Annotated in this window: 22 protein-coding genes; 5 read left to right on the top strand and 17 right to left on the bottom strand. The window is 73.7% G+C overall.

All coding sequences use genetic code 11. The features are described 5' to 3' along the window. Window positions 1–255 precede the first annotated feature (255 nt). The gene (locus AB0K34_RS19465; protein WP_364550106.1) at window positions 256–2262 is read left to right on the top strand and encodes a glycosyltransferase family 2 protein; all 2007 of its coding nucleotides are present in this window, start codon (window positions 256–258) and stop codon (window positions 2260–2262) included. Then, window positions 2259–2867 (top strand): acyltransferase, encoded by a 609-nt coding sequence (locus tag AB0K34_RS19460; protein ID WP_364550104.1) that lies wholly within the window; start codon window positions 2259–2261, stop codon window positions 2865–2867. The genes AB0K34_RS19465 and AB0K34_RS19460 overlap by 4 nt, the downstream gene beginning before the upstream one ends. A gap of 4 nt (window positions 2868–2871) precedes the next feature. Here the strand turns inward: AB0K34_RS19460 and AB0K34_RS19455 are convergent, their stop codons facing one another. The 15 genes from AB0K34_RS19455 to AB0K34_RS19385 all read right to left on the bottom strand — a co-directional run bounded on the left by AB0K34_RS19455 (window position 2872) and on the right by AB0K34_RS19385 (window position 18964). After that, entirely contained in the window at window positions 2872–3456 is a 585-nt protein-coding gene (locus AB0K34_RS19455; protein ID WP_364550102.1) for a hypothetical protein, read from the bottom strand. Further along, window positions 3453–4925 carry a glycosyltransferase gene (locus AB0K34_RS19450; RefSeq protein WP_364550100.1) on the bottom strand — a complete coding sequence of 491 codons (1473 nt, stop codon included), beginning with the start codon at window positions 4923–4925 and terminating at the stop codon, window positions 3453–3455. Before AB0K34_RS19450 ends, AB0K34_RS19455 begins: the two co-directional genes overlap by 4 nt. Next, window positions 4918–5442, bottom strand: a complete 525-nt coding sequence (locus AB0K34_RS19445; protein ID WP_301174884.1) for a hypothetical protein — start codon at window positions 5440–5442, stop codon at window positions 4918–4920. The genes AB0K34_RS19450 and AB0K34_RS19445 overlap by 8 nt, the downstream gene beginning before the upstream one ends. Beyond that, window positions 5439–6668, bottom strand: coding sequence for a glycosyltransferase (locus tag AB0K34_RS19440; protein WP_364550098.1), 1230 nt, complete (start codon window positions 6666–6668; stop codon window positions 5439–5441). The genes AB0K34_RS19445 and AB0K34_RS19440 overlap by 4 nt, the downstream gene beginning before the upstream one ends. Further along, window positions 6668–8269 carry a glycosyltransferase family 4 protein gene (locus AB0K34_RS19435; protein WP_364550097.1) on the bottom strand — a complete coding sequence of 534 codons (1602 nt, stop codon included), beginning with the start codon at window positions 8267–8269 and terminating at the stop codon, window positions 6668–6670. Before AB0K34_RS19435 ends, AB0K34_RS19440 begins: the two co-directional genes overlap by 1 nt. Before the next feature lie 19 nt (window positions 8270–8288). Further along, complete coding sequence (locus AB0K34_RS19430; protein WP_364550095.1) at window positions 8289–9581, bottom strand: nucleotide sugar dehydrogenase; 1293 nt, start codon at window positions 9579–9581, stop codon at window positions 8289–8291. A gap of 39 nt (window positions 9582–9620) precedes the next feature. Beyond that, window positions 9621–10652 (bottom strand): Gfo/Idh/MocA family oxidoreductase, encoded by a 1032-nt coding sequence (locus tag AB0K34_RS19425; RefSeq protein ID WP_364550093.1) that lies wholly within the window; start codon window positions 10650–10652, stop codon window positions 9621–9623. Beyond that, a complete protein-coding gene (locus AB0K34_RS19420; RefSeq protein ID WP_301174889.1) occupies window positions 10649–11782 on the bottom strand; it encodes a DegT/DnrJ/EryC1/StrS family aminotransferase in 1134 nt (377 codons plus the stop codon). The genes AB0K34_RS19425 and AB0K34_RS19420 overlap by 4 nt, the downstream gene beginning before the upstream one ends. Window positions 11783–11932: 150 nt before the next feature. Beyond that, complete coding sequence (locus AB0K34_RS19415) at window positions 11933–12337, bottom strand: PGPGW domain-containing protein (protein WP_364550091.1); 405 nt, start codon at window positions 12335–12337, stop codon at window positions 11933–11935. 263 nt (window positions 12338–12600) lie between these two features. Next, window positions 12601–14211 carry a cation acetate symporter gene (locus tag AB0K34_RS19410; RefSeq protein ID WP_301174645.1) on the bottom strand — a complete coding sequence of 537 codons (1611 nt, stop codon included), beginning with the start codon at window positions 14209–14211 and terminating at the stop codon, window positions 12601–12603. After that, window positions 14208–14633 carry a DUF485 domain-containing protein gene (locus AB0K34_RS19405; RefSeq protein WP_301174644.1) on the bottom strand — a complete coding sequence of 142 codons (426 nt, stop codon included), beginning with the start codon at window positions 14631–14633 and terminating at the stop codon, window positions 14208–14210. Before AB0K34_RS19405 ends, AB0K34_RS19410 begins: the two co-directional genes overlap by 4 nt. A 186-nt stretch (window positions 14634–14819) precedes the next feature. Continuing rightward, window positions 14820–16550 carry a cation acetate symporter gene (locus AB0K34_RS19400; RefSeq protein ID WP_301174643.1) on the bottom strand — a complete coding sequence of 577 codons (1731 nt, stop codon included), beginning with the start codon at window positions 16548–16550 and terminating at the stop codon, window positions 14820–14822. Continuing rightward, window positions 16547–16915 carry a DUF485 domain-containing protein gene (locus AB0K34_RS19395; RefSeq protein WP_301174642.1) on the bottom strand — a complete coding sequence of 123 codons (369 nt, stop codon included), beginning with the start codon at window positions 16913–16915 and terminating at the stop codon, window positions 16547–16549. The genes AB0K34_RS19400 and AB0K34_RS19395 overlap by 4 nt, the downstream gene beginning before the upstream one ends. Before the next feature lie 41 nt (window positions 16916–16956). Continuing rightward, window positions 16957–17721 (bottom strand): LytTR family DNA-binding domain-containing protein, encoded by a 765-nt coding sequence (locus AB0K34_RS19390; RefSeq protein ID WP_138641533.1) that lies wholly within the window; start codon window positions 17719–17721, stop codon window positions 16957–16959. 55 nt (window positions 17722–17776) lie between these two features. After that, the gene (locus tag AB0K34_RS19385; RefSeq protein WP_301174641.1) at window positions 17777–18964 is read right to left on the bottom strand and encodes a histidine kinase; all 1188 of its coding nucleotides are present in this window, start codon (window positions 18962–18964) and stop codon (window positions 17777–17779) included. Between the two features lie 167 nt (window positions 18965–19131). On the opposite strand from AB0K34_RS19385, the gene AB0K34_RS19380 reads away from it, so the two are divergent. The 3 genes from AB0K34_RS19380 to AB0K34_RS19370 all read left to right on the top strand — a co-directional run bounded on the left by AB0K34_RS19380 (window position 19132) and on the right by AB0K34_RS19370 (window position 21384). Continuing rightward, window positions 19132–20442 (top strand): hypothetical protein, encoded by a 1311-nt coding sequence (locus AB0K34_RS19380; RefSeq protein WP_364550088.1) that lies wholly within the window; start codon window positions 19132–19134, stop codon window positions 20440–20442. 145 nt (window positions 20443–20587) lie between these two features. Further along, entirely contained in the window at window positions 20588–20956 is a 369-nt protein-coding gene (locus tag AB0K34_RS19375; RefSeq protein ID WP_364550086.1) for a nuclear transport factor 2 family protein, read from the top strand. 65 nt (window positions 20957–21021) lie between these two features. Next, window positions 21022–21384: a DUF1330 domain-containing protein gene (locus AB0K34_RS19370; RefSeq protein ID WP_364550084.1), complete on the top strand. Its 363-nt coding sequence runs from the start codon at window positions 21022–21024 to the stop codon at window positions 21382–21384. Here the strand turns inward: AB0K34_RS19370 and AB0K34_RS19365 are convergent. Next, window positions 21366–21665, bottom strand: coding sequence for a cupin domain-containing protein (locus AB0K34_RS19365; protein ID WP_240808633.1), 300 nt, complete (start codon window positions 21663–21665; stop codon window positions 21366–21368). The genes AB0K34_RS19370 and AB0K34_RS19365 overlap by 19 nt on opposite strands. Before the next feature lie 54 nt (window positions 21666–21719). Beyond that, window positions 21720–24458, bottom strand: coding sequence for an AAA family ATPase (locus tag AB0K34_RS19360; RefSeq protein WP_364550082.1), 2739 nt, complete (start codon window positions 24456–24458; stop codon window positions 21720–21722). Window positions 24459–24651 lie beyond the last annotated feature (193 nt).

Genomic DNA, 24651 nt, shown 5'->3' with positions numbered 1-24651 from the left:
ACAATGCCCATAACCATGGCACGGTGATACCGCGCCGCCGGATCAACGGGATGGCACCTTTTCTCCAGGGTTTTCTCCCTGGTTCTCGCGGCCCCGGTAACGGACGGGTGGCAATACCGCTAACGGACATGGCCCGGCCGGTGAACTGTGCAAGGCAAGGTCCCTCAGCGCCGTCCGGGAGATCACGACGGCGGGATCCGCGCCATAGAGTTGCCTGGTAAACGCGTTCCGAAGGCGTCCGACGGTAGAGGGCCCATGAGGCGACCCCTGGTCAGTGTGATCGTGCCGGTGTACGACTGCCGGGGCACGGTGGGCCGGGCGCTGGAGTCGGTCTTCACGCAGAGCCTCCCCGCCGGGCGCGTCGAGATCATCGCGGTGGACGACGGCTCCACCGACGGCGGCGCCGAGCTGCTGGACGGCCTCGCCCGCGACCACGAGCGGCTGACGGTGGTCCACCAGGCGAACTCGGGCGGCCCCGGCGCGCCGCGCAACCGGGGGCTGGAGCGGGCGTCCGGCGAGTACGTGTTCTTCCTGGACGCCGACGACCGGCTGGGCCCGGAGGCGCTGGAGCGGATGACGGCGATGGCCGAGCGCAACGGCACCGACATCGTGCTCGGCCGGCAGGTCGGGACGGGCGGCCGCAAGGTGCCGAGGGTGTTCGGCCGGACGATCGAGCGCACCCACGTCCTCGACCCCGGCTGCGACCTGTTCCCGCGCATGTCGCTGGCCGCGCTCCAGCTGTTCCGCCGGTCGCTGGTCGAGCGGGCCGGGCTGCGGTTCACCGAGGGCCTGCTGTCGCACGAGGACCAGCTGTTCACCACCGGCGCCTACCTGCACGCGAGCGGGGTGTCCGTCCTCGCCGACTACGACTGCTACTACTGGGCCGCCCGGGAGGACGGCACCAGCAGCACCCAGGTCGGCGGCGCGCCCACCGCCGCCGTCCACGAGATCGCCGGGCGGGCGATGGCGCTGGTCGCCGCGCACACCGAGCCGGGCGAGACGCGCGAGCGGCTGCACTACCGCTTCCTGCAGCTGGAGGTGTTCGGGCGGCTCGAACGCGGCTACCTCGGCGCGTCCGCCGAGGAGCGCGCGACCGCGCTGGCCGGGGCCCGTGAGCTGCTCGACGCCTGGCTCACGCCCGGGCTGGCGGCCCGCTACGAACCGCACCGCCGGCTGCTCGCGCACTGCGTCCGGCTCGGCCTCGCCGAGGAGATGGAAGAGGTCCTGCGGTTCCACCGGAGCGGGGAGCGGCCGAGCGTCCTGCTGGAGGCCGGGCGCGCGTTCGCCCGCTACCCCTACTTCCGGGACGCGGCCATGGACGTCCCCGACGCCTGCTACGAGACGGTCCCGGTGCTGCGGTCCGCGCTGGACGGCATCGTCTGGGAGGGGCCCCACCTGACGGTCACCGGGACGGTCGTGATCCGCGACGCCGACCAGGGGACGCCGGACGTCCACCTGGTCGTGGAGAACGGCGACGGCGCCCGCCACCGCATCCCGTGCACGACCCGGCCGGGCGAGCCGGCCGGCGACGGCGGCGCCACCGCCTTCACCGCCGCGTTCCGCCCCGCGCCCGCCTCCTGGCCGGACGGCCGCTGGACGCTCGGCGTCGAGGCCGCCCTCGAAGGCCATGTGCTGACCGACGCGCTGACCAAGCCGAGCGGGATGGCGGTGCCGCGCGCCGGGCTCGTCGAGGCGGCGGGCCGGTGGCGGCTCGTCCGGCCGCGTCCCGGCGGCGGGCGCGGCCCGCTCGCGCTGGACGTCGGCGGCGGCCTCACCGTCGCCGACCTGGGCAGCGTCGAGCTGGTCCAGCGGTCGGGGCGGCGGCTGCGGGTGCTGTGCGAGCCGCCGCCGGTGCTGGCGTCCGCCCCGCCGCCGGGGATGAGCGTGCTGCTCCGCCGGGCCGGCGACGACGGCGTCCTCCGCACCCCGCTGGTGACCGACCCCGGCCGGCCCGACCGCCGATTCGCCGACCTGCCGCTCACCGGCGTCCGGCCCGGACGCTGGCGCGCGTCCATCGAGATCGACGGCGTCGGCGGGCCCGTGAAGGTCCGCGTCCCGGACGGCGGCGGCCCGCTCCGGCCGATGACCGCGTCCCTGCTCCCGCCGCGCCGCGCGCACGTGCGGCTCGACCTGGACCCGGTGACCGTGCACGTCACGGTGCCGCTCGCGGCGCGGCTGCGGCGGCTGCGGCGCAGGGCGGCGGCACCGTCTCCGCCCAGGGCACCGGGCATCGACCAGAACGTTGAGGAGGGCAGCGCATGACACCCCGCATCACGCCGAGCGCCCAGGTCGACCCGAGCGCGAAGCTCGGCGACGGCACCACCGTGTGGGACCTCGCCCAGATCCGCGAGAACGCCCGGCTGGGCTCGGGCTGCATCGTGTCGCGCGGCGCCTACGTCGGCGCGGGCGTCCAGATCGGCGACAACGTGAAGCTGCAGAACCACGCGCTCGTCTACGAGCCCGCCGTGCTGGAGGACGGCGTGTTCGTCGGCCCGGCCGTCGTCCTCACCAACGACCGGGAGCCCCGCTCGGTGGACCCGGACGGCACGCTGAAGCGCGGCGGCGACTGGGACGCGGTCGGCGTGCACGTCGCCGAGGGCGCCTCGCTCGGCGCCCGCAGCGTGTGCGTCGCGCCGGTCCGGATCGGCCGCTGGGCGATGGTCGCGGCGGGCGCGGTCGTCACCCGGGACGTCCCCAACTTCGGCCTGGTCGCGGGCGTGCCCGCGCGGCGCATCGGCTGGGTCGGCCGGGCCGGGGCGCGCCTGACCGAGGGCCCGGACGGGACGTGGGAGTGCCCGCGCACCGGCGAGCGCTACGTCGAGAAGCCCGCCGCCGACGGCACGGCCGTCCTCACCGAGGCGTCCTGAGCGGTCAGGGCTTCGCGTCCAGGGTCCGGTCCTGCCGGGTCGTCACGACGATGTCCGGGTGCAGGCTGGCCAGCCGGCGGCCGAGCGGAACCGACGTCCGGTCCATCACGACGACGCGGGTGAGCCGGGCGGGGTCGAGGCCGCGCAGCACCCGCCGCTGCGCGATGCGGGCCAGCAGCATCGGCCGGACGTGCCGGTAGAACGGCACGAACAGCCGCCGGTGGACGCCGACGGACAGCCGCGTCCGAGCCGTGTTGAGCCGGGCGCCGGGACGGCCGAGCCCCGCCACCGGCCGGACGATGACGCGCGGCATCCGCGTGACGATCGTGTGCTCCAGCCAGGGCAGCGGATGCCGGGCCTCCGCCCGGTCGAGCCGGTGCAGCCGCACCCGCCCGTCCAGCTCGTCCCAGCCGTCCGGTTCCGCCGTCACCAGGTCGACCTGCGCGCCTTCCTCGTCCACGAAGTGGCCGGCCAGGCCGATGATGCGCTTGTACTGGCGCCGGGCGGGGACGCTCGGCTTCGGATCCATGGCGAGCCGGGGATCCAGGGCCAGGACGAGCACCCGCGGAGCCCGCGCGTCGCCGTTCACCGAGAACCACCCCGTCCCGCCACGCCGCGCCTGCGCGCGGCCAGTTCGGTGAGCCGCGCGATGAGCGGCTCCAAGGTCACGTTCCGGGAGAAGCGGCCCGCGTACTCGCGGGCCTCGGCGACCTGCGGCCCGTCCAGCCCGGCCGCGGCCTTCGCCGCCGCCGCCATCGACACGGCGATGTCCGCCGGGTCGAGCCCGCCCGGGTTGAACCAGAGCGGGTAGCCGCGCAGCAGCTCCTCCGCCGCCGACCCCGGAGTGTGGACGGACACGATCGGCCGTCCCGCCGCCATGTACTCGAAGATCTTCCCGGAGGTGACGTAGCGGCCGCCGCCGTTGAGGAACACCAGGACGTCGGAGTCCCGGTAGACGCCGGCGAGGTCGGTCTTGGAGACCGGCCCCCGGTAGCGCACTCCCGGCGCGAGCACCGCGTCGTCCTCGGCCGCGTCCCCGTCGCCGCCCGCCTCCCCGCCGCCGCCCGCGTCGCCGCGCCCGGCGACGGCGGCGGCGAAGCGGTTGCGGAGCACCTTGACGGAGCCCTTGAAGAAGCCGAAGTACCCGTAGAAGTCGAGGGACGCGTCCACCATGTCGGGATGTTCCCGGGCTCGGGAGAACCCCTCGACCAGTTGCTCGATGGGCTGCTGGTCAGTGACGGTGCCGACGTAGGTGAACCGGGGCGCGTGCCGCCCCGCCGCCGCCCCGGCCGCGTCGCGCGCCGCCGGGGGCGGCTCGGCGATGCTCGGCAGCGTGTCGGCGTCCCACCCGTTCAGGACGGTCATCATGCGGTCGGCCGCGTGCGGGTGCCGCTCCGCGTGCCAGGCGCGCTGCGCGTCGTTGACGAACAGCGAGTTCGCCGCCGACCCCAGCACCCGGCTCTCCCACCGCCAGGCGGGATGCCCGTCCTCGAACCTCGGCTCCTCGGAGAACTGGTCGAGGGTCCAGGAGTCGCGGTAGTCGATGATGTAGGGGGTGCGGGTCAGCTTGTGGAACAGCCAGGCCGCACCGAACGAGGCGAACGGGTTGCCGGTCGCGAGCACGACGTCGAACCTGCGCCGCGCGTGCATCCGCAGCGCCCGCCGGACACTGGCCCGCGCCCAGGACGCGTAGTGCTCTGGGAAGACGTGCTCCTGCCCCCACGTATAGAGCGACTGCGCGAGGTACGGGAACCTCGCCCGGAACCCGCTGTACTCGCGCAGGTCCGTCTCCCAGACGAACCGGTTCAGGCTCGGCCGCACCAGCCTGACGCGCGGGTCGACGGTGTCCATCAGCTTGTCGTCGACCGAGCCGATCGTGTCGTAGAGGAACGGCAGCGGCGCCGCGAACACCGTGACGTCCCAGCCCAGCTCGACGAGCCGGTTCGCGGTCGCCCGCGGCCGGTACACGCCGCTCGCGCGGGACGGCGGGAAGTAGAAGGCGAGGTACAGCAGGCGCGGGCGCCGCTCGCTCGGGCGTCCGGCCGGGCGTTCAGTCATGGGATCGTCCTCCGGCGATGGTGTAGGCGGGCCGCGCTCCCGCGTCCGCGATCACGTCCGCCAGCTCGGACACGGCCGCCAGCGACTGCGGGTCGCCGATGACGACGAGGTCCACGGACCGGCCGCGCAGCAGCTCGCGGTCGACGATCCGGCGGCGGATCACGGCGGGGTCGCGGCGGGGGCGGCGGGCCAGCCGCCGGTCGACGGGACGGGCCACGCGGGCGCGGAACCCGGCATTGAGCCGGTCGCCGACCCCGCGCAGCGGGCCGGGAAAGCCCACCCGCAGCACCAGCCGCGGCAGCCGGTACAGCAGGAACCGCTCCGGCGCCGGGCGGTAGCGGCGTTCGAGCGCGGGCAGGTCGACGGTCTCGACGCCGTCCGGGAGCGGCTCCTCCGCCCACGCGGACGCCCTCCCGACGACCACGGTCGCGGTGCCGCCGTCCGCGCGGACCCGCGCGCACTCCCGGACGACCGCGGGCCGCCGGGTGCCCCCGAGGGCCACGAACACGACGTTCACCGTCCCCCTCCCCCTCCCTCGCCGGGGTCCTCCCCGAACCAGTGCCGGTGGTGCGCCCCGGCCACCGCGCCGTACCCGAACCGCTCGTCCAGGACGGCGCGGGCCTTCGGCAGGTCGAGGCCGTCCGGGAAGCGGCCGCGCAGGCGGCGGTAGCCGGCGGCGATCGAGCCGGGGTCGTCCTCGACGGCGATCATTTCCCCGGCGGCGTCCTCTATGCCGGCGAGCGTGCGCTCGGGGCCGCCGCAGCGCGTGACGAGCACCGGCGTCCCGGCCGCGACCGCCTCGATCACCGTCATGCCGAACGTCTCCCACCGGGCCGGGTGGACGAGCAGGTCGTGCTCGCGCATCAGCCGCGCGGCCTCGTCCGGGGCGACCGCGCCGGGGAACGCCACCGCGTCCTCGATACCGAGTTCGGCGGCCCGTTCCGCGAGCCGGGCGCCGAGCACGCCCGTTCCCACCATCGTGAGCGTGAGCGCGGGGTCCTCGGCGCGGCACGCGGCGAACGCCTCCAGCAGCGGTTCGACGCCCTTGCGCTCGATCAGGGCGCCCACGTACAGCCAGCGGCGCAGCTCCGTGGCGGGACGCGGCCGGGGCGCCGCGAACGACACCGGGTTCGGGAGGGTCTCGATCTTGCGGGCGGCGTCCGGGAAGGCGGCGGCGAGCTTGTCGCGCAGCACGTCCGTCACCGCGAAGAAGCCGGTGCACCGGTCGAGGACCTGCGCGTACAGGTCCCGCGAGTCCGGCTGGGCGAGGACCTTGTCGATGAAGGACGCGTGCTCGGTGACGAACACCCGCGCGTCCGGCCGGGCGTTCTCCAGGGCCGTCCAGCCGCCGCGCAGCCCGACGTGCGCGTGGACGACCGGTGCCGGGATCGGCTCCCCGCGCAGCGCCTCCCGCAGCCACCGCGCGTGCTCGCGGGCCAGGTCCGCGAAGGTGTACTCGGGGACCGTCGGCACCGGGACGCGCAGCAGCCGGGCGCCCGCGACCGTCGGCTGCGGGCGCAGCGCGACGGGCAGGAGCCGCCGGTGCGCCGCCCGCGCCGCCTCCACCTCCGCCTCCGGCTCCCGCATCAGCCACGCCTCGGTGTGGTAGACGGTGACGTCGCCGCAGCCGGGTGCCGTCGCCTCCACCATCATCTGGACGAACGTTCCGGCCCACTCCTGCAGCGGGTTGGGATACCAGGGGGTGACGACGGCGACGTCCCCGCCGTCCGCTCGCTGCGCCATCAATCCTGGCTGGCCACGAGGCGGTCGGCGGGCGGCTCCGCGGCGGCGGCCGGGGACGGGCCGGGCCGCGCGGCGGACGGCAGCAGCCCGGTGTAGACGGCGTCGAGGATCTCGGCCTGCGCCTCCCACGTCCAGTCGCGGAGCAGGTCGGGCCGCTCGCCGTACACGTCGCGGTACCGGCCCGGGTCGGCGAGCACCGCCTGCACGGCCCGCACGTAGTCGTCCAGGTCCTCGGCGCGGAAGACCTCGCCCTGCCCGGTCTCCCGCACCATGCCGCCCATGGCCCGGACGTCGCTGACGACGATCGGCAGCCGCGCGTGCGAGTACTCGAAGAACTTCGTGATCAGCGCGATCTCGTGGTTCGGCCAGTGGTGGATCGGGATGACGCCGAGGTCGGCCGCCGCCAGGAACTCCACGACCTGGTCGAACGGCACGTACGGCAGGACGTGCAGCCGGTCGGCGACGCCGAGCCCGGTGGCGCGGGCGAGCAGCCCCCGCATGTACTCGGACCGCGGCGTGGCGACGACCAGCGCGACATGCAGCCGCGGCAGCCGCGGCAGTGCCTCGATCATGATGTCCAGGCCGCGCTGCACGGACGCGCTGCCGCTGTAGACGGCGATCGGGACGTCCGGCCCGACACCGCACAGCTCCCGCATGTCCGGAACCGGGCCGGCGCTCGTCGGCTCCCCGCCCGTGATCGGGGCGTTGAGGACCACGGTCGGCTCGTCCTTGAGCCCGTGCCGCTCGACGAGCAGTTCGCCGAGGGCCGCCGAGACGGTCACCACCGCGTCCGCGTCGCCCGCGTACTCGCGCTCGTGCGCGCACATCGCGGGATGCCAGCGCGGCCCGGCGCCCCAGGGTCGGATGCCGGGCAGGAACTCGTGCGCGTCCCACACGAGCTTCGTGGCCCGGCCCTTCGCCCGCGCCCGCCGCACGGCCCGCGCGCCGACCCCGAGCATCCGGAAGTCGTTCGCGTGGACGATGTCGGGTTCGAGCGCGTCGATGATCTTCCCGTACGCGCTGTCCCAGTCCCACAGGTTGCGGTCGAGGACGCGCCAGGCCCGGTCGCCGAGGACCGCCTGCCAGAACCTGATCGGGAGCCGCTCCAGCGGCGCGTGCGGGTTCTCGCGCGCCGCGCTGAGCGACCCGGTCTGCCGCACGCGCAGCGCGACCCACCGCGACTGCGTCTTCGCCGTGACGCGCCGCACCATCAGCCATGCCTTGCGCGCCGGGCCGCCGCCGGGCGCGAGCCTGGACGCGGCGAGGTCGGCGCGGCGGGACTGGACGAGCCGCCGCCGGTAGTCCGCCACGCTCGGATGCCCGTACGCGAGCGGGCGGCGGAGCGTGGCGCGCAGCACGCCGTGCCTGTCCCGCAGGAGCGTGTGCTGCAGCGGGACGAGCCGCACGTGCGCGCCGCCCAGCGTCCAGGAGCGCCGCCGCCTGCTCGGCGCGGCGCAGCCGAGCAGGTGCACCTCCCAGCCGGCCCCGGCGGCCGACGCCGCCGCCTTCTGCACCCGGGAGTCCCGCTCGACGTCGTTGTCGACGAGCATGACGATGCGGCCGCGCGACTCCTCGGCCGCCGTGTCGTCTTCGTTCTGCATGCGATGCTCCAGTCGGTGGTCAGCGGGACGGGCCGCCGATGACGACGCGTTCCACGCCGTGCCAGCGCGCCGGGTCGGTGACGCGGCGGCCGTCCACGAGGGCCTTGACGCCCGGCAGGTCGTCGGCGCCGAGGTCCCGGTAGGCGGCGTGGTCGGCCTGCACGATCGCGGCGGTGACCGCCTCCCCCCGGTGCGGGGGGAGCCCCAGGTCCGCCAGCTCCTCGGCCGTGTACATCGGGTCCGACACGTACGGGACGGCGCCGCGCGCCCGCAGCGCCTCGACCGTGGGGAAGACGCCGGAGAACGCCGTCTCCTTCACGCCGCCCCGGTAGGCGGCGCCGAGCACCAGCACCCCGGCGCCGGCCAGGTCGCCGTAGGCGTCCGCGAGGAGGCCCACGGCGTAGTCGGGCATGCCCGCGTTGGCGTCGCGGGCGGCCCGCACGACCGTCGCGGACGGGTCGTTCCACAGGTACATCCGCGGATAGACGGGGATGCAGTGGCCGCCGACCGCGATGCCCGGCCGGTGGATGTGGCTGTACGGCTGGGTGTTGCAGGCGTCGACGACCTTCATGACGTCCACCCCGATCGCGTCGGCGTAGCGGGCGAACTGGTTCGCCAGGCCGATGTTGACGTCGCGGTAGGTCGTCTCGGCGAGCTTGGCGAGTTCGGCGGCCTCCGCCGACCCGAGGTCCCAGACGCCGTTCGGCCGGTCCAGGTCGGGCCGCTCGTCGAAGTCGAGGACCCGCTCGTAGAAGTCGACGCCGCGCCGGGCGGACGCCGCGTCGATGCCGCCGACCAGCTTCGGGTAGCGGCGCAGGTCGGCGAAGACCCGCCCGGTCAGCACCCGCTCCGGGCTGAACACCAGGTGGAAGCCGTCGCCCGGCGCGAGGCCCGAGCCGTCCGCCAGCATCGGCGCCCAGCGGCCCCGGGTGGTGCCGACCGGCAGCGTCGTCTCGTAGCTGACGAGCGTGCCGGGCCGCAGCCCCGCGGCGATCGACCGGGTCGCCGCGTCCATCCAGCCGAAGTCGGGCGTGCCGTGCTCGTCCACGAACAGCGGGACGACCACGACGACGGCCTCCGACTCGGCGACCGCCGCCGCCGTGTCGGTCGTCGCGATCAGCCGCCCGTCGCGGACCGCCGCGCCCAGGTGGACGTCCAGGTCCGCCTCGCCGGGGAACGGCTCGCGGCCGGCGTTCACGTCCGCGACGACCCGCTCGTCCACGTCGGCGCCGATCACCCGGTGCCCCTTACGGGCGAACTGCACCGCGAGCGGAAGCCCGATCTTGCCCAGCGCGACCACGCAGATCCGCATCAGCCACCCACCTCCCTAAGAAAGGGCCCCCGCCGCAGCTCAGACGGCACCCAGCACCTCCGCCGGCCCGAGGCTCACCGTCGTGCCGAGCCGCGCCGACTCCAGCACGGCCACCGACACCTCGACCGTCCGCAGGCCCTGCCGCAGCGTGACGATCCCCGGCTCGTCGCCGCCGCCCGCGCCCGCGCGGACCGCGTCCCGGAACCGCTCGTGCTCGACCAGCAGCGGCTCCCGCTTCGGGATCGCGTACCGGACCATGTCGCCCTCGGACACGCCGCGGAACGTCCGCAGCGCCTCCCACTCGGTGCTCATCTCGCCGTTCGCGTAGAACGTCAGGTCGGCGGTCAGCGTGTCGGCGACGAAGCAGCCGCGCTCCCCGGTGACCGCGGTCGTCCGCTCCTTGAGCGGGCTCAGCCAGTTCACGAGGTGGTTGACCATCGCGCCGTCGGCGAGGCGGCCGACGGCGGCGACCATGTCCTCGTGCGGACGGCCGGTGCGCGCCACCGTGTGCGCGCAGACCGACACGTAGTCCTGCCCTGTCACCCAGGCGGCGAGGTCGATGTCGTGGGTAGCGAGGTCCTTGACGACCCCGACGTCGGCGATCCGGTTGGGGAACGGCCCCTGCCGCCGCGTCACGACCTGGAACACCTCGCCCAGCTCGCCCGCCTCCAGCCGGGCCCGCAGGCTCTGCAGCGCCGGGTTGTAGCGCTCGATGTGCCCGACGCCGGCGACCAGGCCGCGCGGCTCGAACGCCTTCACCAGCCGCTCGGCGGCCTCCACCGACTCGGCGAGCGGCTTCTCGATCAGCGCCCCGGCCCCGGCCTCGGCGAGCGCCAGGCCGACCTCCTCGTGCAGCGCCGTCGGGCAGGCGACCACCGCGTAGTCGACGCCGAGGTCCAGCAGCTCCTGCACCGAGGCCAGCAGCGGCACCCCGGGCGGGACGCCCACGGGACGGTCCGCCGGGTCGACGACCCCGACGAGGTCGACGCCGTCCAGCTCGTTCAGGACCCGCGCGTGGTTGCGTCCCATGACGCCGAGCCCGATCAGCCCGGCCCGCAGCGGCACGCTCATGACGTCCCCCTCCCCCTGACGGCCGTGAACCCTCCGGCGACCTCGTTGACGGCGTCGGCGACCCGCGCGAGGTCGTCGTCGCCCACCCCGGGATGCACCGGCAGCGACAGCACCTCGGCCGCCGCCCGCTCCGTCTCCGGCAGGTCCCAGCGCGGGTCGGGACGGCCGTCCAGCAGGAACGGCCGCAGCCGGTGGACGGGCGTCGGGTAGTAGACGGCGCTGCCGATCCCGCGCTCGGCCAGCCCCCGCTGGACCGCGTCGCGTTCCGCGACCCGGACGGTGTACTGGTGGTAGACGTGCCGCGCGCCGTCCGCGACCGGCGGGACGGCCGCGGCGGTGATCTTCGCGTCCAGGAACCGCGCGTTGGCGATGCGGCGCTCGGTCCACGCGGGCAGCCGCTTCAGCTGCTCGCGCCCGATCGCCGCCGCGACGTCGGTGAGCCGCATGTTGGCGCCGACGATCTCGTTGGCGTAGCGCTGCTCCATGCCCTGGTTGCGCAGCAGCCGCAGCGTCCGGGCGGTCTCCGCGTCGGCCGTGGTGACCATGCCGCCTTCGAGCGCGTGCATGTTCTTGGTCGGGTAGAAGCTGAAGCAGCCGACCGTCCCGAGCGCGCCCGCCGGGGTTCCGCCGAGGGCGGCGCCGTGCGCCTGGCAGGCGTCCTCGACGACGGCGAGGCCGTGCCGCTCGGCGAGCGGGCCGATGCGGTCCATCGCGGCCGGGTGCCCGTACAGGTGCACCGGCATGATCGCGGCGGTGCGGGGGCCGACGGCGGCGGCGACGGCGTCCGGATCGACGCAGAACGTGGCGGGGTCGATGTCGGCGAAGACCGGCTCGGCGCCGGCCAGCCGGACGACGTTGGCGGTGGCCGCGAACGTGAACGACGGGACGACGACCTCGTCCCCGGGGCCGATGCCGAGCGCGGTCAGGCTCAGCTGCAGCGCCGACGTCCCCGAGTTCACCGCGACGCAGTGGCGGCCCCCGGCGAGCGCGGAGAACTCGTCCTCGAACGCGGCGACCTCGGGCCCCTGCACGACCCGCCCGCTGCGCAGCACGCGCACGGCCGCCGCGATCTCCGCCTCCCCGATCACCGGACTCGCCGCGGGAACGGCCTTCTCCGTTTCCACGGGCATGCTCGGACTCCTCAGGCGAATGGTGGGATCGACGCACGATGATGCGTGCTCAGCAAGATCCCCCCGCCGGAGGGCCGGACGCCCACCGCCCGCGGACCATCAGCGGAAGCCTGGCTTAACGGAAAGTGTCCAGACCGCCCCATGGCCGACTCATTGCGCTTTTCCGGCTTTGACGCGCCGATAGCTCCAGTAGAGCAGTCCATAAAGGATGAACCCGGACAGGATCAGGCCCGACCCGGCGCTCCACCCCGAGAACGGCAGTTCCTCCACGAGCCCCCACGCGACCCCCGCCCCGAACAGGGCCAGCCCCGTCAGGATCGACCCGGTCAGCCGCCACCAGGAGGTCACGCTCTCCTCCGCCGCCTGGATCGCCCGCTCCCGGACCGGCTCGACGTAGCGGTCCACGGCCGGGAACTCCCGCGCGAGGATGAGCAGCCCCGCCAGCACCAGCAGCAGCCCCGGCCCGGGCAGCACCAGCAGCGCGACGCCGGTCAGCAGCACCAGCCCCCCGCCGACCAGCACCATGCCGCGCTTGGCCGACCTTCCGTACCCCATCGCCCCTCCCGCCCGGACGGGGCCCGGACCGTTCCCCCGCCACGTCGCCGTGTCGTCCAACGGTAGATCTTGCACACGGCGCCCTCGCCAAACCCCGCCCCACCCCGCCGAAAAGACTTGCCCGCCGAAGGGCTCGGCGGGCATGGAGCGGCCCCGTCCCAAGGGGGCGTGGGGCGGGACGGGGCCGCGAGCCGCGCGGGACCGGGCGACGGTCGCCCGCGCGGCGGGCAGGGCGGGGGGCGGCGGGGGCGCCCCCCGCGGATCTAGTGCTCGGCCGCCTGCTCGGCGCCGGCTCCGGTCAGCGAGCGGACCTCGATCTCGGCGTACTTCTCGGCGTTGAACTCCTTGCTGAGGACGGTCCCGAGGAAGCCGCACAGGAAGCCGATCGGGATGGACACGATGCCCGGGTTCTCCAGCGGGAACCAGCTCCAGTCGTGGTCGGTGAACAGCGCCTTCTCCGAGCCGGACACCACCGGGGAGAACGCCACGAAGAAGATCGCCGAGCCGAGGCCGCCGTAGATGGCGGAGACGGCGCCGGAGGTGTTGAACCGCTTCCAGAACAGGCTGTAGAGGATCGCGGGCAGGTTGCCGGACGCGGCGACCGCGAACGCGAGCGCGACGAGGAACGCGACGTTCAGCCGCTGCGCGTAGATGCCCAGCACGATCGACACGGCGCCGATCACGAAGGCGGCGATGCGGGCGACGCGGACCTCGTCCCGCTCGGTGGCCTTGCCCTTGCGGAACACGTGCGCGTACAGGTCGTGCGAGAAGGACGAGGACGAGGCCAGGGTGAGGCCGGAGACGACCGCGAGGATCGTCGCGAACGCCACCGCCGCGATGACCGCGAGCAGGATCGTGCCGCCCGCGTCGCCGAACATGATCTCGCCGATGCGTTCGGCGAGCTGCGGCGCCGCGGTGTTGCCCGCCGCGTTGACCGCGGAGATCTCCTTGGAGCCGACGAGCGCGGCGGCGCCGAAGCCGAGCACCAGGGTGAACAGGTAGAACACCCCGATGAGCCCGATGCCCCACATGACGGACTTGCGGGCGTCGCGGGAGGTCGGCACCGTGTAGAAGCGGATCAGGATGTGCGGCAGCCCGGCGGTGCCGAGGACGAGCGCGAGGCCGAGGCTGATCAGGTCGAGCTTGCCGGTGAGGCCGGACTCCTCGGTGGCGTAGCGCAGGCCGGGCTCCAGGAACGCGTCGGGCTTGCCGCTCTCGGTGGCGGCGTCCTTCAGCAGCGACGACAGGTTGAAGCCGAACTCGCCCAGCACCAGCACCGTGATCAGGGCCGCGCCGGTCATCAGCAGGACGGCCTTCACGATCTGCACCCAGGTGGTGCCCTTCATCCCGCCGAACACCACATAGATGATCATCAGCACGCCGACCATCGCGATCGTGGCGCCCTTGGCGAACTCGCTGGTGAAGCCGAACAGCAGCGCGACGAGCGCGCCCGCGCCGACCATCTGCGCCAGCAGGTAGAAGATCGACACCACGATGGTGGAGACGCCGGCGGCGGTGCGCACCGGGCGCGGGCTCATCCGGAACGCCAGCACGTCCGCCATCGTGAAGCGGCCGGAGTTGCGCAGCAGCTCGGCGACCAGCAGCAGCGCCACGAGCCAGGCGACGAGGAACCCGATCGAGTAGAGGAAGCCGTCATAGCCGTACAGCGCGATGAGCCCGGCGATGCCGAGGAACGACGCGGCGGACATGTAGTCGCCGCCGATCGCGAGGCCGTTCTGCGCGCCGGAGAACGAGCGTCCGCCGGCGTAGAAGTCGGTCGCGCTCTTGGTGTTGCGGCTCGCCCACACGGTGATCCCGAGGGTGGCGGCCACGAACACCAGGAACAGGATGATCGACAGGGTCTCGTTGCTCATCGGGCGTCCTCCGCGGTCTCGGCGGTCCCGGCCCCGGTGGTCTTGGTGGTGTCGACGGCCTTGGCGGTGCCGGCGGCCGCGGCGGCGTCGCCGGCCTGCGCCGCCTCGACCTCCCCGCGCACCTTGTCGGCGAGCGGGTCGAGGCGCCGCTCGGCGTGCCGCGAGTACATGTAGGCGATGCCGAACGTCGACACGAACTGCAGCAGCCCGAAGACCAGCGCGACGTTGATGGACCCGAACAGCTCGTGGCCCATGAAGCCGCGCGCCCACCCGGACAGGATGACGTAGAGCAGGTACCAGCTGAGGAACGCGGCGGTCATGGGGAATGCGAATCGGCGGAACCTGCGGCGGAGTTCCTGGAACTCCTCGGTGCCCTGGAACCGTTCATAGACGGTGCCGGGGGCGCTCTTATCGACGGACACGACCGCCCTCCTCTGTTGTGACGCCAATCACGCGCCACGGTAAAGATCCAGCTCGGAGGGGACGAGAGGGCGACGCCGGGGCTGCGGCAAGGTGCCGGTCATCGTCGCCGGAATGTCGTCCCCGTCGATGAACGGTCGCTTTCGCACGACGAACGGTCGCCCCCGTTGGGGTCGCCAGGCGCCCGGTCACACCCTGCGGGGCCGCCAGGTGCCGCGATCGACGTTGAGCGACTCCGGAGTGTGCAGGCGGACCATCATGCGGGCGACGCCCGGCGGCACCCGGCGCTGGCTGCACAGCGACACCAGGATCATGACGGTGAACGCGATCGGCACCGTCCAGGCGGCGGGCTGGGCGAGCAGCGCCCCGGCGAGCCCGGACGGCGGCCCCGCCGCGATCGTCACGATGACGGCGCCGCCGGCGAGCACCCCGCCCGTGACGAGCCCGGCGAGCGCCCCCGGGACGGTCAGCCGCCGCCACCACACCCCGAGGACGAGCAGCGGGCAGAACGTGGACGCGGCGACGGCGAACGCGAGCCCCACCACGTCCGCGACCGCGAGGGACCGGGCCGCGATCGCCAGCGCCAGCGGCACCGTGAGCGCGAGCAGCGTCCCCACCCGGAACGACCGGACGCCGCCGCGCAGGATGTCCTGCGCGAGCACCCCGGCCACCGAGACGGTGATGCCGGACGACGTCGACAGGAACGCCGCGACCGCGCCGCCGGTCACCAGCGCGCCGAGGAGGTCGCCGCCGACCCCGCCGATCAGCCGTCCGGGCAGGGTCAGGACGACGGCGTCGGCCCGCCCGGTCATCAGCAGCTCGGGGGTGTAGAGGCGGCCGAGCACCCCGTACAGGGCGGGCAGCAGGTAGAACGCGCCGAGCAGCGACAGCACCATCACGGTCGTGCGCCGCGCGGCCCGCCCGTCCGGGTTGGTGTAGAAGCGGACGAGGACGTGCGGGAGCCCCATCGTCCCGAGGAACGTGGCGAGGATCAGCGAGTACGTCGCGTACAGCGAGTGGTCGCGCCCGTCGAGCGGCAGCGCCCATTCCCGGTCGGTGGTGACGGGCCGCCCGCTGACGTGCGGGACGTCGGCGCCGGCCGGGAAGGTGACGGACGTGTCCTGGTCGATGTGGTGCCGCCCCGGGTTCAGGGTCAGCGGCACGTTCGCGTGGTGCCGCCCGTCGACGCGGCCGTCCGCCACGACCTGGACGGGCGCGGTCACGTCGACGGTGACGGCGACGCCGACCGCGACGGTCGTCCGGTCGGCGAAGCGCGGCGGGACGTCAGACGAGAGGCCGGGCGCGCCGTCGCCCCGCCACGCCAGCAGCAGGAAGATCAGCGGGACGGCGAGCGCGGTCAGCTTCATCCAGTACTGGAACGCCTGGACGAGCGTGACGCTGCGCATGCCGCCGCCCAGCACGTTCACCGCGACGACGACCGCGACGAGGACCCCACCCGTCCACACCGGGGCGCCCGTCACCGTCCGCAGCACCAGCCCGGCGCTCTGGAACTGAGGCAGCAGGTACAGCCAGCTGATCAGCACCACCAGGACGCTCGCGACGCGGCGCACGGCCATCGACTCCAGCCGCGCCTCCGCGAAGTCGGGCAGCGTGTAGGCGCCGGACCGGCGCAGCGGCGCCGACACCAGCACGAGCAGGACGAGGTACCCGCCCGTCCAGCCGACCGGCAGCCACAGCATGTCGGCGCCGTAGGCGAGGATCAGCCCCGCGATGCCGAGGAAGGACGCCGCCGACAGGTACTCGCCGCCGATCGCGGACGCGTTCCGCAGCGGCGTCACCGTCCGCGACGCCACGTAGAAGTCGGACGTCGTCCGCGAGATGCGCACGCCGAGCACGCCGATCAGCACCGTGGCGACCACCACGAGCAGCACCCCGGCAAGCCCGTACGCAGCGTTCACTTGGGGTCGCCCGGTGGGCGGTCGGCGCGGTCGACGAGGTCGGCGAAGTCGTCCTCGTTGCGCTCGGCCAGCCGGACGTACCACCAGCCGCACGCCACGAACCACGGGTAGATCAGCCCGCCGAGCACCACCCACGGCAGCGGCAGCCCGAACAGCTCCCGCTCGCGCACCTCGGGGACGAGCGCGAACAGCAGCGGCAGCCCGAGCACCACGACCGCGAGCACCAGGCACAGCCGGACGGCGAGCCGCAGCTGGCTGCGCAGCAGCGAGCGCATGTACGCCTCGCCGAGCCCGGTCTGCTCGTCGATCTCCCGGGTCACCGGGTAGCGCGGCCGCCGGACGGTCCGGGCCCGGGGCCCGGTCACCAGCGTCCGCCCCGGCGCGATCTCGCGCCGCTCCCCCGCGCTCAGCGGGCTCTCCTCGCCCGCCGCACGAGCAGGTCGCGCAGCTCCCGGACGTGCCGCCGGGCCACCGGCAGCTCGGTGCCGCCGACCACGATCGTGCAGCGCCCCGAGTCCAGGCGCAGCTCCTCGATCGCCGACAGCGCGACGAGGTGGCTGCGGTGCACCCGGACGAACCCGGCGCCGCTCCACCGCTCGCTCAGCGCGTTCAGCGGGATGCGGACCAGATGGCTGCCGCCGGACGTGTGCAGCCGCGCGTAGTCGCCCTGCGCCTCCACGTACAGCACCTCGGCGGGCGTGACGAACCGGGTGACTCCGCCCAGCTCGACGGGCATCGGCTCCGGCTCGGCCGGCGCGGCGTCGGGGACGGCGTCCGCCCAGCCGGCCTCTTCGGCGGCCTCCGTCACCCGCGTGATCGCCAGCCCGAGCCGCTCCGGCCGCACCGGCTTGAGGATGTAGTCGGTCGCCTTGATCTCGAACGCGTCCACCGCGTGCCCCTCGTAGGCGGTGACGAACACGATCTGCGGGGCGCGCGCGAACTGGGCGAGGACGCGGCCGAGCACGGTGCCGTCCAGGCCGGGCATCCGGATGTCGAGGAACACGGCGGCGACGGGGCGCCCGTCGGCGAGGGCCCGGTCGAGCTTGCGCAGCGCGGCGGCGCCGTCCCGCGCGGTGTGGATCTCCCCGATCCGCGGGTCGGCGCGCAGCAGATGGACGAGATCGTCCAGCGCGGGAGGCTCGTCGTCCACCGCAAGGACACGCAGGCCCACCGCATCGTTCCTTCCCTCGCCGTGCGCCACATTCCAGTCAACCCCGTCGGCACAGTCAAGAGGCGGTGACGCCCGGACGGTACTTCGGCACCCGCACGATGACCTTCGTCCCGGCGCCGGGGCCCGTCTCGACCGCGAGCCCGTACTCGTCCCCGTACACCTGGCGGAGCCGGTCGTCGACGTTCGCCAGCCCGATCCCGGACTCGTCCGCGCCGGGCATGCGGCGCTCGCCCGCGAGCAGCCGCCGCACCTCTTCGGGGTCCATGCCGATGCCGTCGTCCTCGACGCTGATCACGCAGTCGGACCCGGCGTCCTCCGCCACGATCGTGATGAGGCCCGGCTCGGACCTGTCCTGGAGCCCGTGCCGGACGGCGTTCTCCACCAGCGGCTGCAGGCACAGGAAGGGCACGGCGACCGGCAGCACCTCGGGCGCGATCCGCAGCGTCACCCGCAGTTCCTCGCCGAACCGGGCCCGCTGCAGCAGCAGGTACCGGTCGATCGACCGCAGCTCCTCCGCCAGCGTCGTGAAGTCGCCGTGCCGCCGGAACGAGTACCGGGTGAAGCCGGCGAACTCCAGCAGCAGCTCCCGCGCCCGCTCCGGGTCGGACCGGACGAACGACGCGATCGTGGTCAGCGAGTTGTAGATGAAGTGCGGCGAGATCTGCGCCCGCAGCGCCCGCATCTCCGCCTCCATCAGCAGCGCCCGCGAATGGTCCAGCTCCGCGAGCTCCAGCTGGGCGTCGACCCACTGCGCGACCTCCTCGGCCGCCCGGATCAGCCCGGCCGGGACGTCCTCCCCGTACGCCGCCAGGGTCCCGACCACCCGGTCGTCGGTGGCGAGCGGGACGACCACGACCCGCCGGATGGGGCAGTCGATCCGGTCGCACGTCACGTCGTGCACCTGCGTGCGCCCGTTGCCGAGCGTGACCTCGGCGTGCGAGAGCCCCTCGTCCGCGTGGTGCCCGTGCTCCCCGTCCCAGGCCAGCAGCCGCTCCCCGTCGGTGATCGCGAGCGCCCGGCAGTCGAGCAGCGCCCGCAGGTGCCGCGCGGCCTTCTGCGCGCCCTGCTCGGTCAGCCCGGCCCGGAACGCGGGCGCCGCCCGGGACGCGGTGTGCAGCATCTCGAACGTCGCCCGCCGCGCGGGCCCGCCCAGATCACCGCCCCGCCCCTGCCGCCGCCACCACAGCAGCACGGGGACCCAGGTCACCACCAGGGTCGCGGCGACGGCTACGGCAACGTCCATCCCGCAAACTTATGCCGGGTCCGCCCCGGAAAGTGAAGCTGATCACTTTTCCTGCTAGCACAAACCAGACATTCGTGACATGTTGCTCAAGCCGACAACGTCGATCTTGGCCGGAGCCCGCCCACTCCCCCCAGATTCACGGCCGGGCCCGGCCGTGAGGAGTGCGCATGCGCCGAAGTCTGGCCGCCCTTGCCGCCCTGGCCCTGTCCGTCCCCCTGCTCACCGCGTTACAGGCTCCCGCCCACGCGGACGAACTCTCCCTCTCCAACTTCCAGCTCCGCCCGAACTCCTACGGCACCGACCTGCAGACCCGCGCCGACAACCTGCCCCTGGTCAAGGCCACCGTCACCGACATCATGAACGACCTGAACCGGCGGGACGACAATCCCACCGGCAACGGCACCGCCTGCGAGCCCGCCGCCATCGCGGAGAGCGGCCCCCGTCCCACGATCGGCCGGAGCATGTGCTTCCAGGACGACGACAGGGACACCGGCCAGTGGTACCCGCAAGGCGTCACGACCGTCGCCGACATGCAGGCCGACCAGGAGTGGGGCAACGGCTACCAGCCCGTCCTCGTCAGCTGGTACGACCACAACGACAACGGCGACGGCATGGTCAAGGGCGTCCGCATCAGCTTCATGGACCCGAACACGGGCGCCTACCGGCACGTCCTGCTCGTGTACCCGCGGGCCGACGGCGACTACGACACGGTCAGGGTGTCGGAGGACCCCGCCACCAGCGACTACAACAAGGCGCTGCACGCCGGCGGCATCCTCTGGTACGGCAACTACCTGTTCGTCGCGGACACCGCCCGCGGCTTCCGGATGTTCGACATGCGCCGCATCTACGACCTCGGCGCGTCCCCGAACGGAACCACGAGCGGCGCCGACAAGGTCGGCCTCTACGGCGACACCTACTACGGCTACGGCTACCGCTACGTCATGCCGCAGGTCGGCTCCTGGACGCGGACGGCCCCGACCGGCACCACGTGCACCTTCTCCGACCAGTCGCCGCAGTTCTCCTACGTCTCCCTCGACCGCAGCGGCGCCGACCACCTCATCGCGGGCGAGTACTGCGCCGGGCCCGAAGAGGCCAACGGCCGGGTCGCCGCCTGGCCCATCGCGGGGGCCTTCGACGGCAACAACAACCTGATCATGGACACGGCCTACCGCTGGAACGCCGACGTCGCGCACAAGCTGCCGGACAGCAACGTCCAGGGCGCGACCCGCTTCAACGGCCGCTGGTACCTGAGCCGCAGCCACGGCGAGAACACGGCCGGAGACCTCATCACCACCGAGCCGGCGAACTCCTCCACCGTCAACCTGGTGATCGACAGGAAGCAGCCGCTGAGCATCGGCCCCGAGGACCTCTCCCACTGGCAGAGCGGTACCGACCCCGCCAACCCGCTGCTCGGCACGTTCTGGACCGTGGGCGAGCACCCCGGCAAGCGCATGGTCTACTCCGTCTACCCGACCTGACCCGCCCCGCGCCCGGCCGGGGGACTCTCCGGCCGGGCGCGGCACGCACCTCGCACGAAAAGTACTTAAGCACGTCAGATTCCCCGCTTCTCCGGCGTCCCTAGCGTGGTGGTCACAAGCAAGGGAACGCACTAAGGAGAAGCACATGAGCGACGTCACCGAGCTGGTCCAGCGCTACCTCGCCGCCTGGAACGAGACCGACGCGGCCGCGCGGCAGACCGTCCTGGCGGACGTCTTCGCCGAGGACGCCGTCTACACCGACCCGCTGGCGTCCGTCCAGGGCAGGGACGGGCTCGACGCCACCATCGCGGCCGTCCAGGCGCAGTTCGGCGGGCTGGTCTTCAGCCTCGGCGGCGCGGTGGACGCCCACCACGACATCGCGCGGTTCACCTGGCACCTGGGTCCGGAGGGCGGCGAGCCCGTCGTCATCGGCTTCGACGTCGCGGTGATCGGCGAGGACGGGCGCATCCGCCAGGTGCTCGGCTTCCTCGACCGGGTGCCGGCCGGAGTCTGACCGCCGCGCGGGGGCGGGCCGCGACGGCCCGCCCCTCGCCCGTCCACGCAACCCGAGGAGGAACCGTGACCGCCTACGTCATCGCCCACTTGCAGGACGCCCCTCCGCACCCGGAGATCGCGGACTACATCGAGCGCCTGCCGGGCACCTTCGCGCCGCACGGCGGCCGCTACCTCGTGCACGTCACCGCGCACGAGGTGCTGGAGGGCGGCTGGCCCGGAGCCGTCGTGATGATCGGCTTCCCCGGGATCGCCGAGGCGCGGGCCTGGTGGGACTCGCCCGCGTACCGGGAGATCGCACCGCTGCGCTCGCGGCACATCGAGGGCGACATCATCATGGTCGAGGGCGTTCCCGACGGCTACGACCCGTCCCCCGCCGTGCGGGCCATGCGGGACGCGCTCGCCGCCGGTCAGGCGGGGACGTCGTAGTTGAACCCGAAGGCGCGCACACCGGTCTCCGTGCGGGGCCGGTGGCTCGTCCCCGGACCGAACGCCACATACGTACCGGGCCCGTGGACGAGGTCCCCTTCGATGAGTTCACCGCGGACGACGAAGTACGCCTCGCCGTAGGTCTCGTGCACGTCCAGCCCCGGCCACTCGGCGCCCGGGGCCAGGTCGATCACCCACGTCCGGATGCCCGGCATGCCCGGCAGCATCCGGACGTGGACGCCGGGACCGAGCTCGACCGCGGGGACCCCATCGACGTCCACGGGCAGGATTTGCCCGGAAAGTACCTGTTCAGGAGCCGTCACGGGGGCAGCCTCTCACAGTCCGAGCAGGTCGGCGACGTCCTTCAGTTCGCCCCGGGAGGCGACGCCGAGCTTGGGATACGCCTTGTAGAGGTGGTAGCCGACCGTCCGGTGGCTGAGGAAGAGCTGCGCCGCGATGTCGCGGTTGGACAGGCCCCGCGCGGCGAGCCGGACGATCTGGAGTTCCTGCGGGGTGAGCGCGACGGCCGCGCCCCCGCCCCGGGCGGCGCCTCGATCCGGGACACCGGTGGCGGTCAGCTCGCCGCGGGCGCGCTCGGCCCACGGACGCATGCCGAGCCGCTCGAAGACGTCCAGCGCGTCCTCCAGCCGCCCGCGCGCCTCCGCCTTGCGCCGCGCCCGGCGCAGCCACTCGCCGTAGAGCAGCGCGGTCCTGGCGTACTCCAGCGCGCGGTCGTCCCGGTCGTGCAGGCTCAGAGCCTCGGTGTAGAACGACTCGGCCCGATCGTCGGCAGCGAGCAGCCCGCGGCAGCGCAGCACCAGCGCGTCCGCCCACGGCTGCCGCACCGACCCCGCCCACCGCTCGAACCGCTCCAGCGGCTCCACGGCACGCTCCGGCGCCCCGACCCGGACGGCCGACTCCACCAGGTCGGGGGTGGAACGCGTGGCGCAGATGTGGTGGCGCATCGGCTCGCGGGTCAGCCGCTCGAAACGGGCGAGCGCGGCCTCGGCACGGCCCAGCCCGAGGTCCAGCAGCCCGAGCGACCAGTGCGCCCACGGCGCGCCGGGCGAGACACCCCCGACGGCGGCACCGGCGAGCCCCTCCTCGGCGTTGCGCCGGCAGTCGGCCTCCCGCCCCCGCGCCGCGTCGAGGTAGGCGAGCACGCTGCTGAACTGGCCCACCCACTGCCGCTGCCCGGTGTCGCGGGCGAGCTCCAGGGCCTCCGACGCCGTGGCGAGCGCGTCCAGATGCCGTCCGGTGAACACCTCGCCCTCGGCCACGAAGAACAGCACGGTCGGCAGCCGTCCGGCACCGCCCCGAGCGCGCTGCTCGGCGGCCAACTCCGTCGCCAACGCGTGCGCGTCGGCATCCTGCCCCAGAGCAAGCGCCGCACCACAAAGGATCATCAGCACCCGATCAGGCACCCCACCCCGCCGCCGCACGGCATCGAGGGTCTCCCCCAACAAGGGAGGCCGACCGGCACGTCCTCGATCAAGGTGGGCAAGATACGGACCAACAGGCGCAAACGGGCTCTCCCCGTCCAACCGCAGCGCGGACAGCCCGCCCAACGTCTCCGCCAGCACCCGCTCCCCCAAATACCAAGACGGGTGGACGGCCTGAACCAACAGCGCAGCAGCCCGCTCCGGATCCACGTCGCCGACAACCGCAGCACCATCAACAAGCGCCCGATGCGCAGCGGCATAAGACCCCTGCCAGAAGTCCACGTGCGCCCGCACCGCCGCAATCCGCGCATTCCCAACCGGATCCTGCTCCAGCCTCCGGAACGCACTCACCCCCAAGGCCCGAGCACGTTCCAGATCCCCCGCCTCCAACGCCGCCTCCGCCGCCAGAGCCTCACGCCGAGCCCGAGCATCCGCCCCGGTGCTCAACCGAGCGGCCTGCTCGTACGCGGCCGCGGCCGCCTTGTGCCCGCTGCGCTCCCCGGCGCGGACGGCCGCACGTTCCAGCGCACCGGCGACCTCGTCATCGGGACCAGTGGCGGCGGCAGCCAGATGCCAGGCCCGCCGATCACCCTGCTCGGGCGCGTCGAGAACCTCGGCGAGCGCACGGTGAACAGCAAGCCGCTGCCCCAGCGGCGCCCGCTGGTAAACCGCAGCGCGGACCAGGGGATGACGAAACCGGATCGTCCCCTCGGCATCCCCGCGCAGCACCAGGCCGGCCTGCTCAGCAGGCGCCAGTGCCTCGACACTCGCCCCCAGCACCGCAGCAGCGCGCAGGATCACGGCCACCTCCCCGGACTCCTCGGCCGCCGCCGTCAACAGCACGTTCTGGCACGCCTCCGGCATCCGGCTGACCTGCCCGTGGAACGCCAGCCGCAGACGGTCGGTCAACGGCAGAGCGCGCGGCGCGAACGCCCCACCGCCTTCGGCGGCCAGGGCGACCGGCAACTCCAGCAGCGCCAGCGGATTCCCGCCCGCCTCGGACAGCAGGCGGTAGCGCAGAGCGGGATCAAGCGGCGACCGGTCAAGCAGGGCCGCGGCGGCCTCCGGCGACAGCCCGTCCAGCCGCAACTCCGGAAGCCCCGCCGCAGGGAAGGCCCCCTCACCCTCCCGAACGGCGAAAATCATCACCACACCCTCGGCCCGCAGACGCCGAGCGGCGAACAGCAGCGCGTCCCGCGAGGCCCGATCGAGCCACTGCGCGTCGTCGACCAGGCAGAGCGCCCCGTCCGCACCCGCGTAGTCCGTGAGCAGGGACAACACCGCGAGCCCCACCAGCATCGGGTCGGCCCCATCCCCGTCCCGCAGCCCGCACGCCGCCTCCAGTGCCTCACGCTGCGGACCGGGCAACGCGGAGAGACCTCCCAGGGCCGGACGCAGGAGCAACTGAAGCCCCGAGTACGGCAACTCCGCTTCGAACTCGACACCCGTACCGCGAACCGTCCGCATGCCCCCGGCCGCCCCAACGGCATGGTCGAGCAGCGCCGTCTTGCCAATACCGGGCTCCCCGCGCAACACCAGCACGGCACTCTCACCCCGCCGCGCCCCCTCAAGCAGCCCCGCGACCTCCGCGACCTCCGCGTCTCTCCCACACAGCTCGACCAACCCCGCCACGATGCCCCTCGTCCCCTTTGTCCCCTTCACCCCCTCTAGAGATACAGGCTCCCCACCTCCATCCGCCCACCACGCCTAGCCAGCGCTCCAGGTCGCGGGAGCCTGTAACTCGAAGTGTGTAAAGATGATCTTGTTGTGGGTCTGGTTGTCTTTACTGGATGCGGTCTGGGTAGGCGTCGGCGAGTTCGTTGAG

It is taken from the genome of Actinomadura sp. NPDC049382, assembly GCF_040677125.1.
Lineage (GTDB): Bacteria > Actinomycetota > Actinomycetes > Streptosporangiales > Streptosporangiaceae > Spirillospora > Spirillospora geliboluensis.
This window is presented reverse-complemented; position numbering and strand designations above follow the sequence as displayed.

Coding starts and splice junctions, on each gene's coding strand:
- AB0K34_RS19440 (WP_364550098.1), bottom strand. CDS start 6,668: ATGGCGCAGCGAGCGGACGGCGGGGACGTCGCCGTCGTCACCCCCTGG.
- AB0K34_RS19415 (WP_364550091.1), bottom strand. CDS start 12,337: ATGGGGTACGGAAGGTCGGCCAAGCGCGGCATGGTGCTGGTCGGCGGG.
- AB0K34_RS19430 (WP_364550095.1), bottom strand. CDS start 9,581: ATGCGGATCTGCGTGGTCGCGCTGGGCAAGATCGGGCTTCCGCTCGCG.
- AB0K34_RS19450 (WP_364550100.1), bottom strand. CDS start 4,925: ATGACTGAACGCCCGGCCGGACGCCCGAGCGAGCGGCGCCCGCGCCTG.
- AB0K34_RS19375 (WP_364550086.1), top strand. CDS start 20,588: ATGAGCGACGTCACCGAGCTGGTCCAGCGCTACCTCGCCGCCTGGAAC.
- AB0K34_RS19460 (WP_364550104.1), top strand. CDS start 2,259: ATGACACCCCGCATCACGCCGAGCGCCCAGGTCGACCCGAGCGCGAAG.
- AB0K34_RS19380 (WP_364550088.1), top strand. CDS start 19,132: ATGCGCCGAAGTCTGGCCGCCCTTGCCGCCCTGGCCCTGTCCGTCCCC.
- AB0K34_RS19385 (WP_301174641.1), bottom strand. CDS start 18,964: ATGGACGTTGCCGTAGCCGTCGCCGCGACCCTGGTGGTGACCTGGGTC.
- AB0K34_RS19435 (WP_364550097.1), bottom strand. CDS start 8,269: ATGCAGAACGAAGACGACACGGCGGCCGAGGAGTCGCGCGGCCGCATC.
- AB0K34_RS19410 (WP_301174645.1), bottom strand. CDS start 14,211: ATGAGCAACGAGACCCTGTCGATCATCCTGTTCCTGGTGTTCGTGGCC.
- AB0K34_RS19425 (WP_364550093.1), bottom strand. CDS start 10,652: ATGAGCGTGCCGCTGCGGGCCGGGCTGATCGGGCTCGGCGTCATGGGA.
- AB0K34_RS19465 (WP_364550106.1), top strand. CDS start 256: ATGAGGCGACCCCTGGTCAGTGTGATCGTGCCGGTGTACGACTGCCGG.
- AB0K34_RS19420 (WP_301174889.1), bottom strand. CDS start 11,782: ATGCCCGTGGAAACGGAGAAGGCCGTTCCCGCGGCGAGTCCGGTGATC.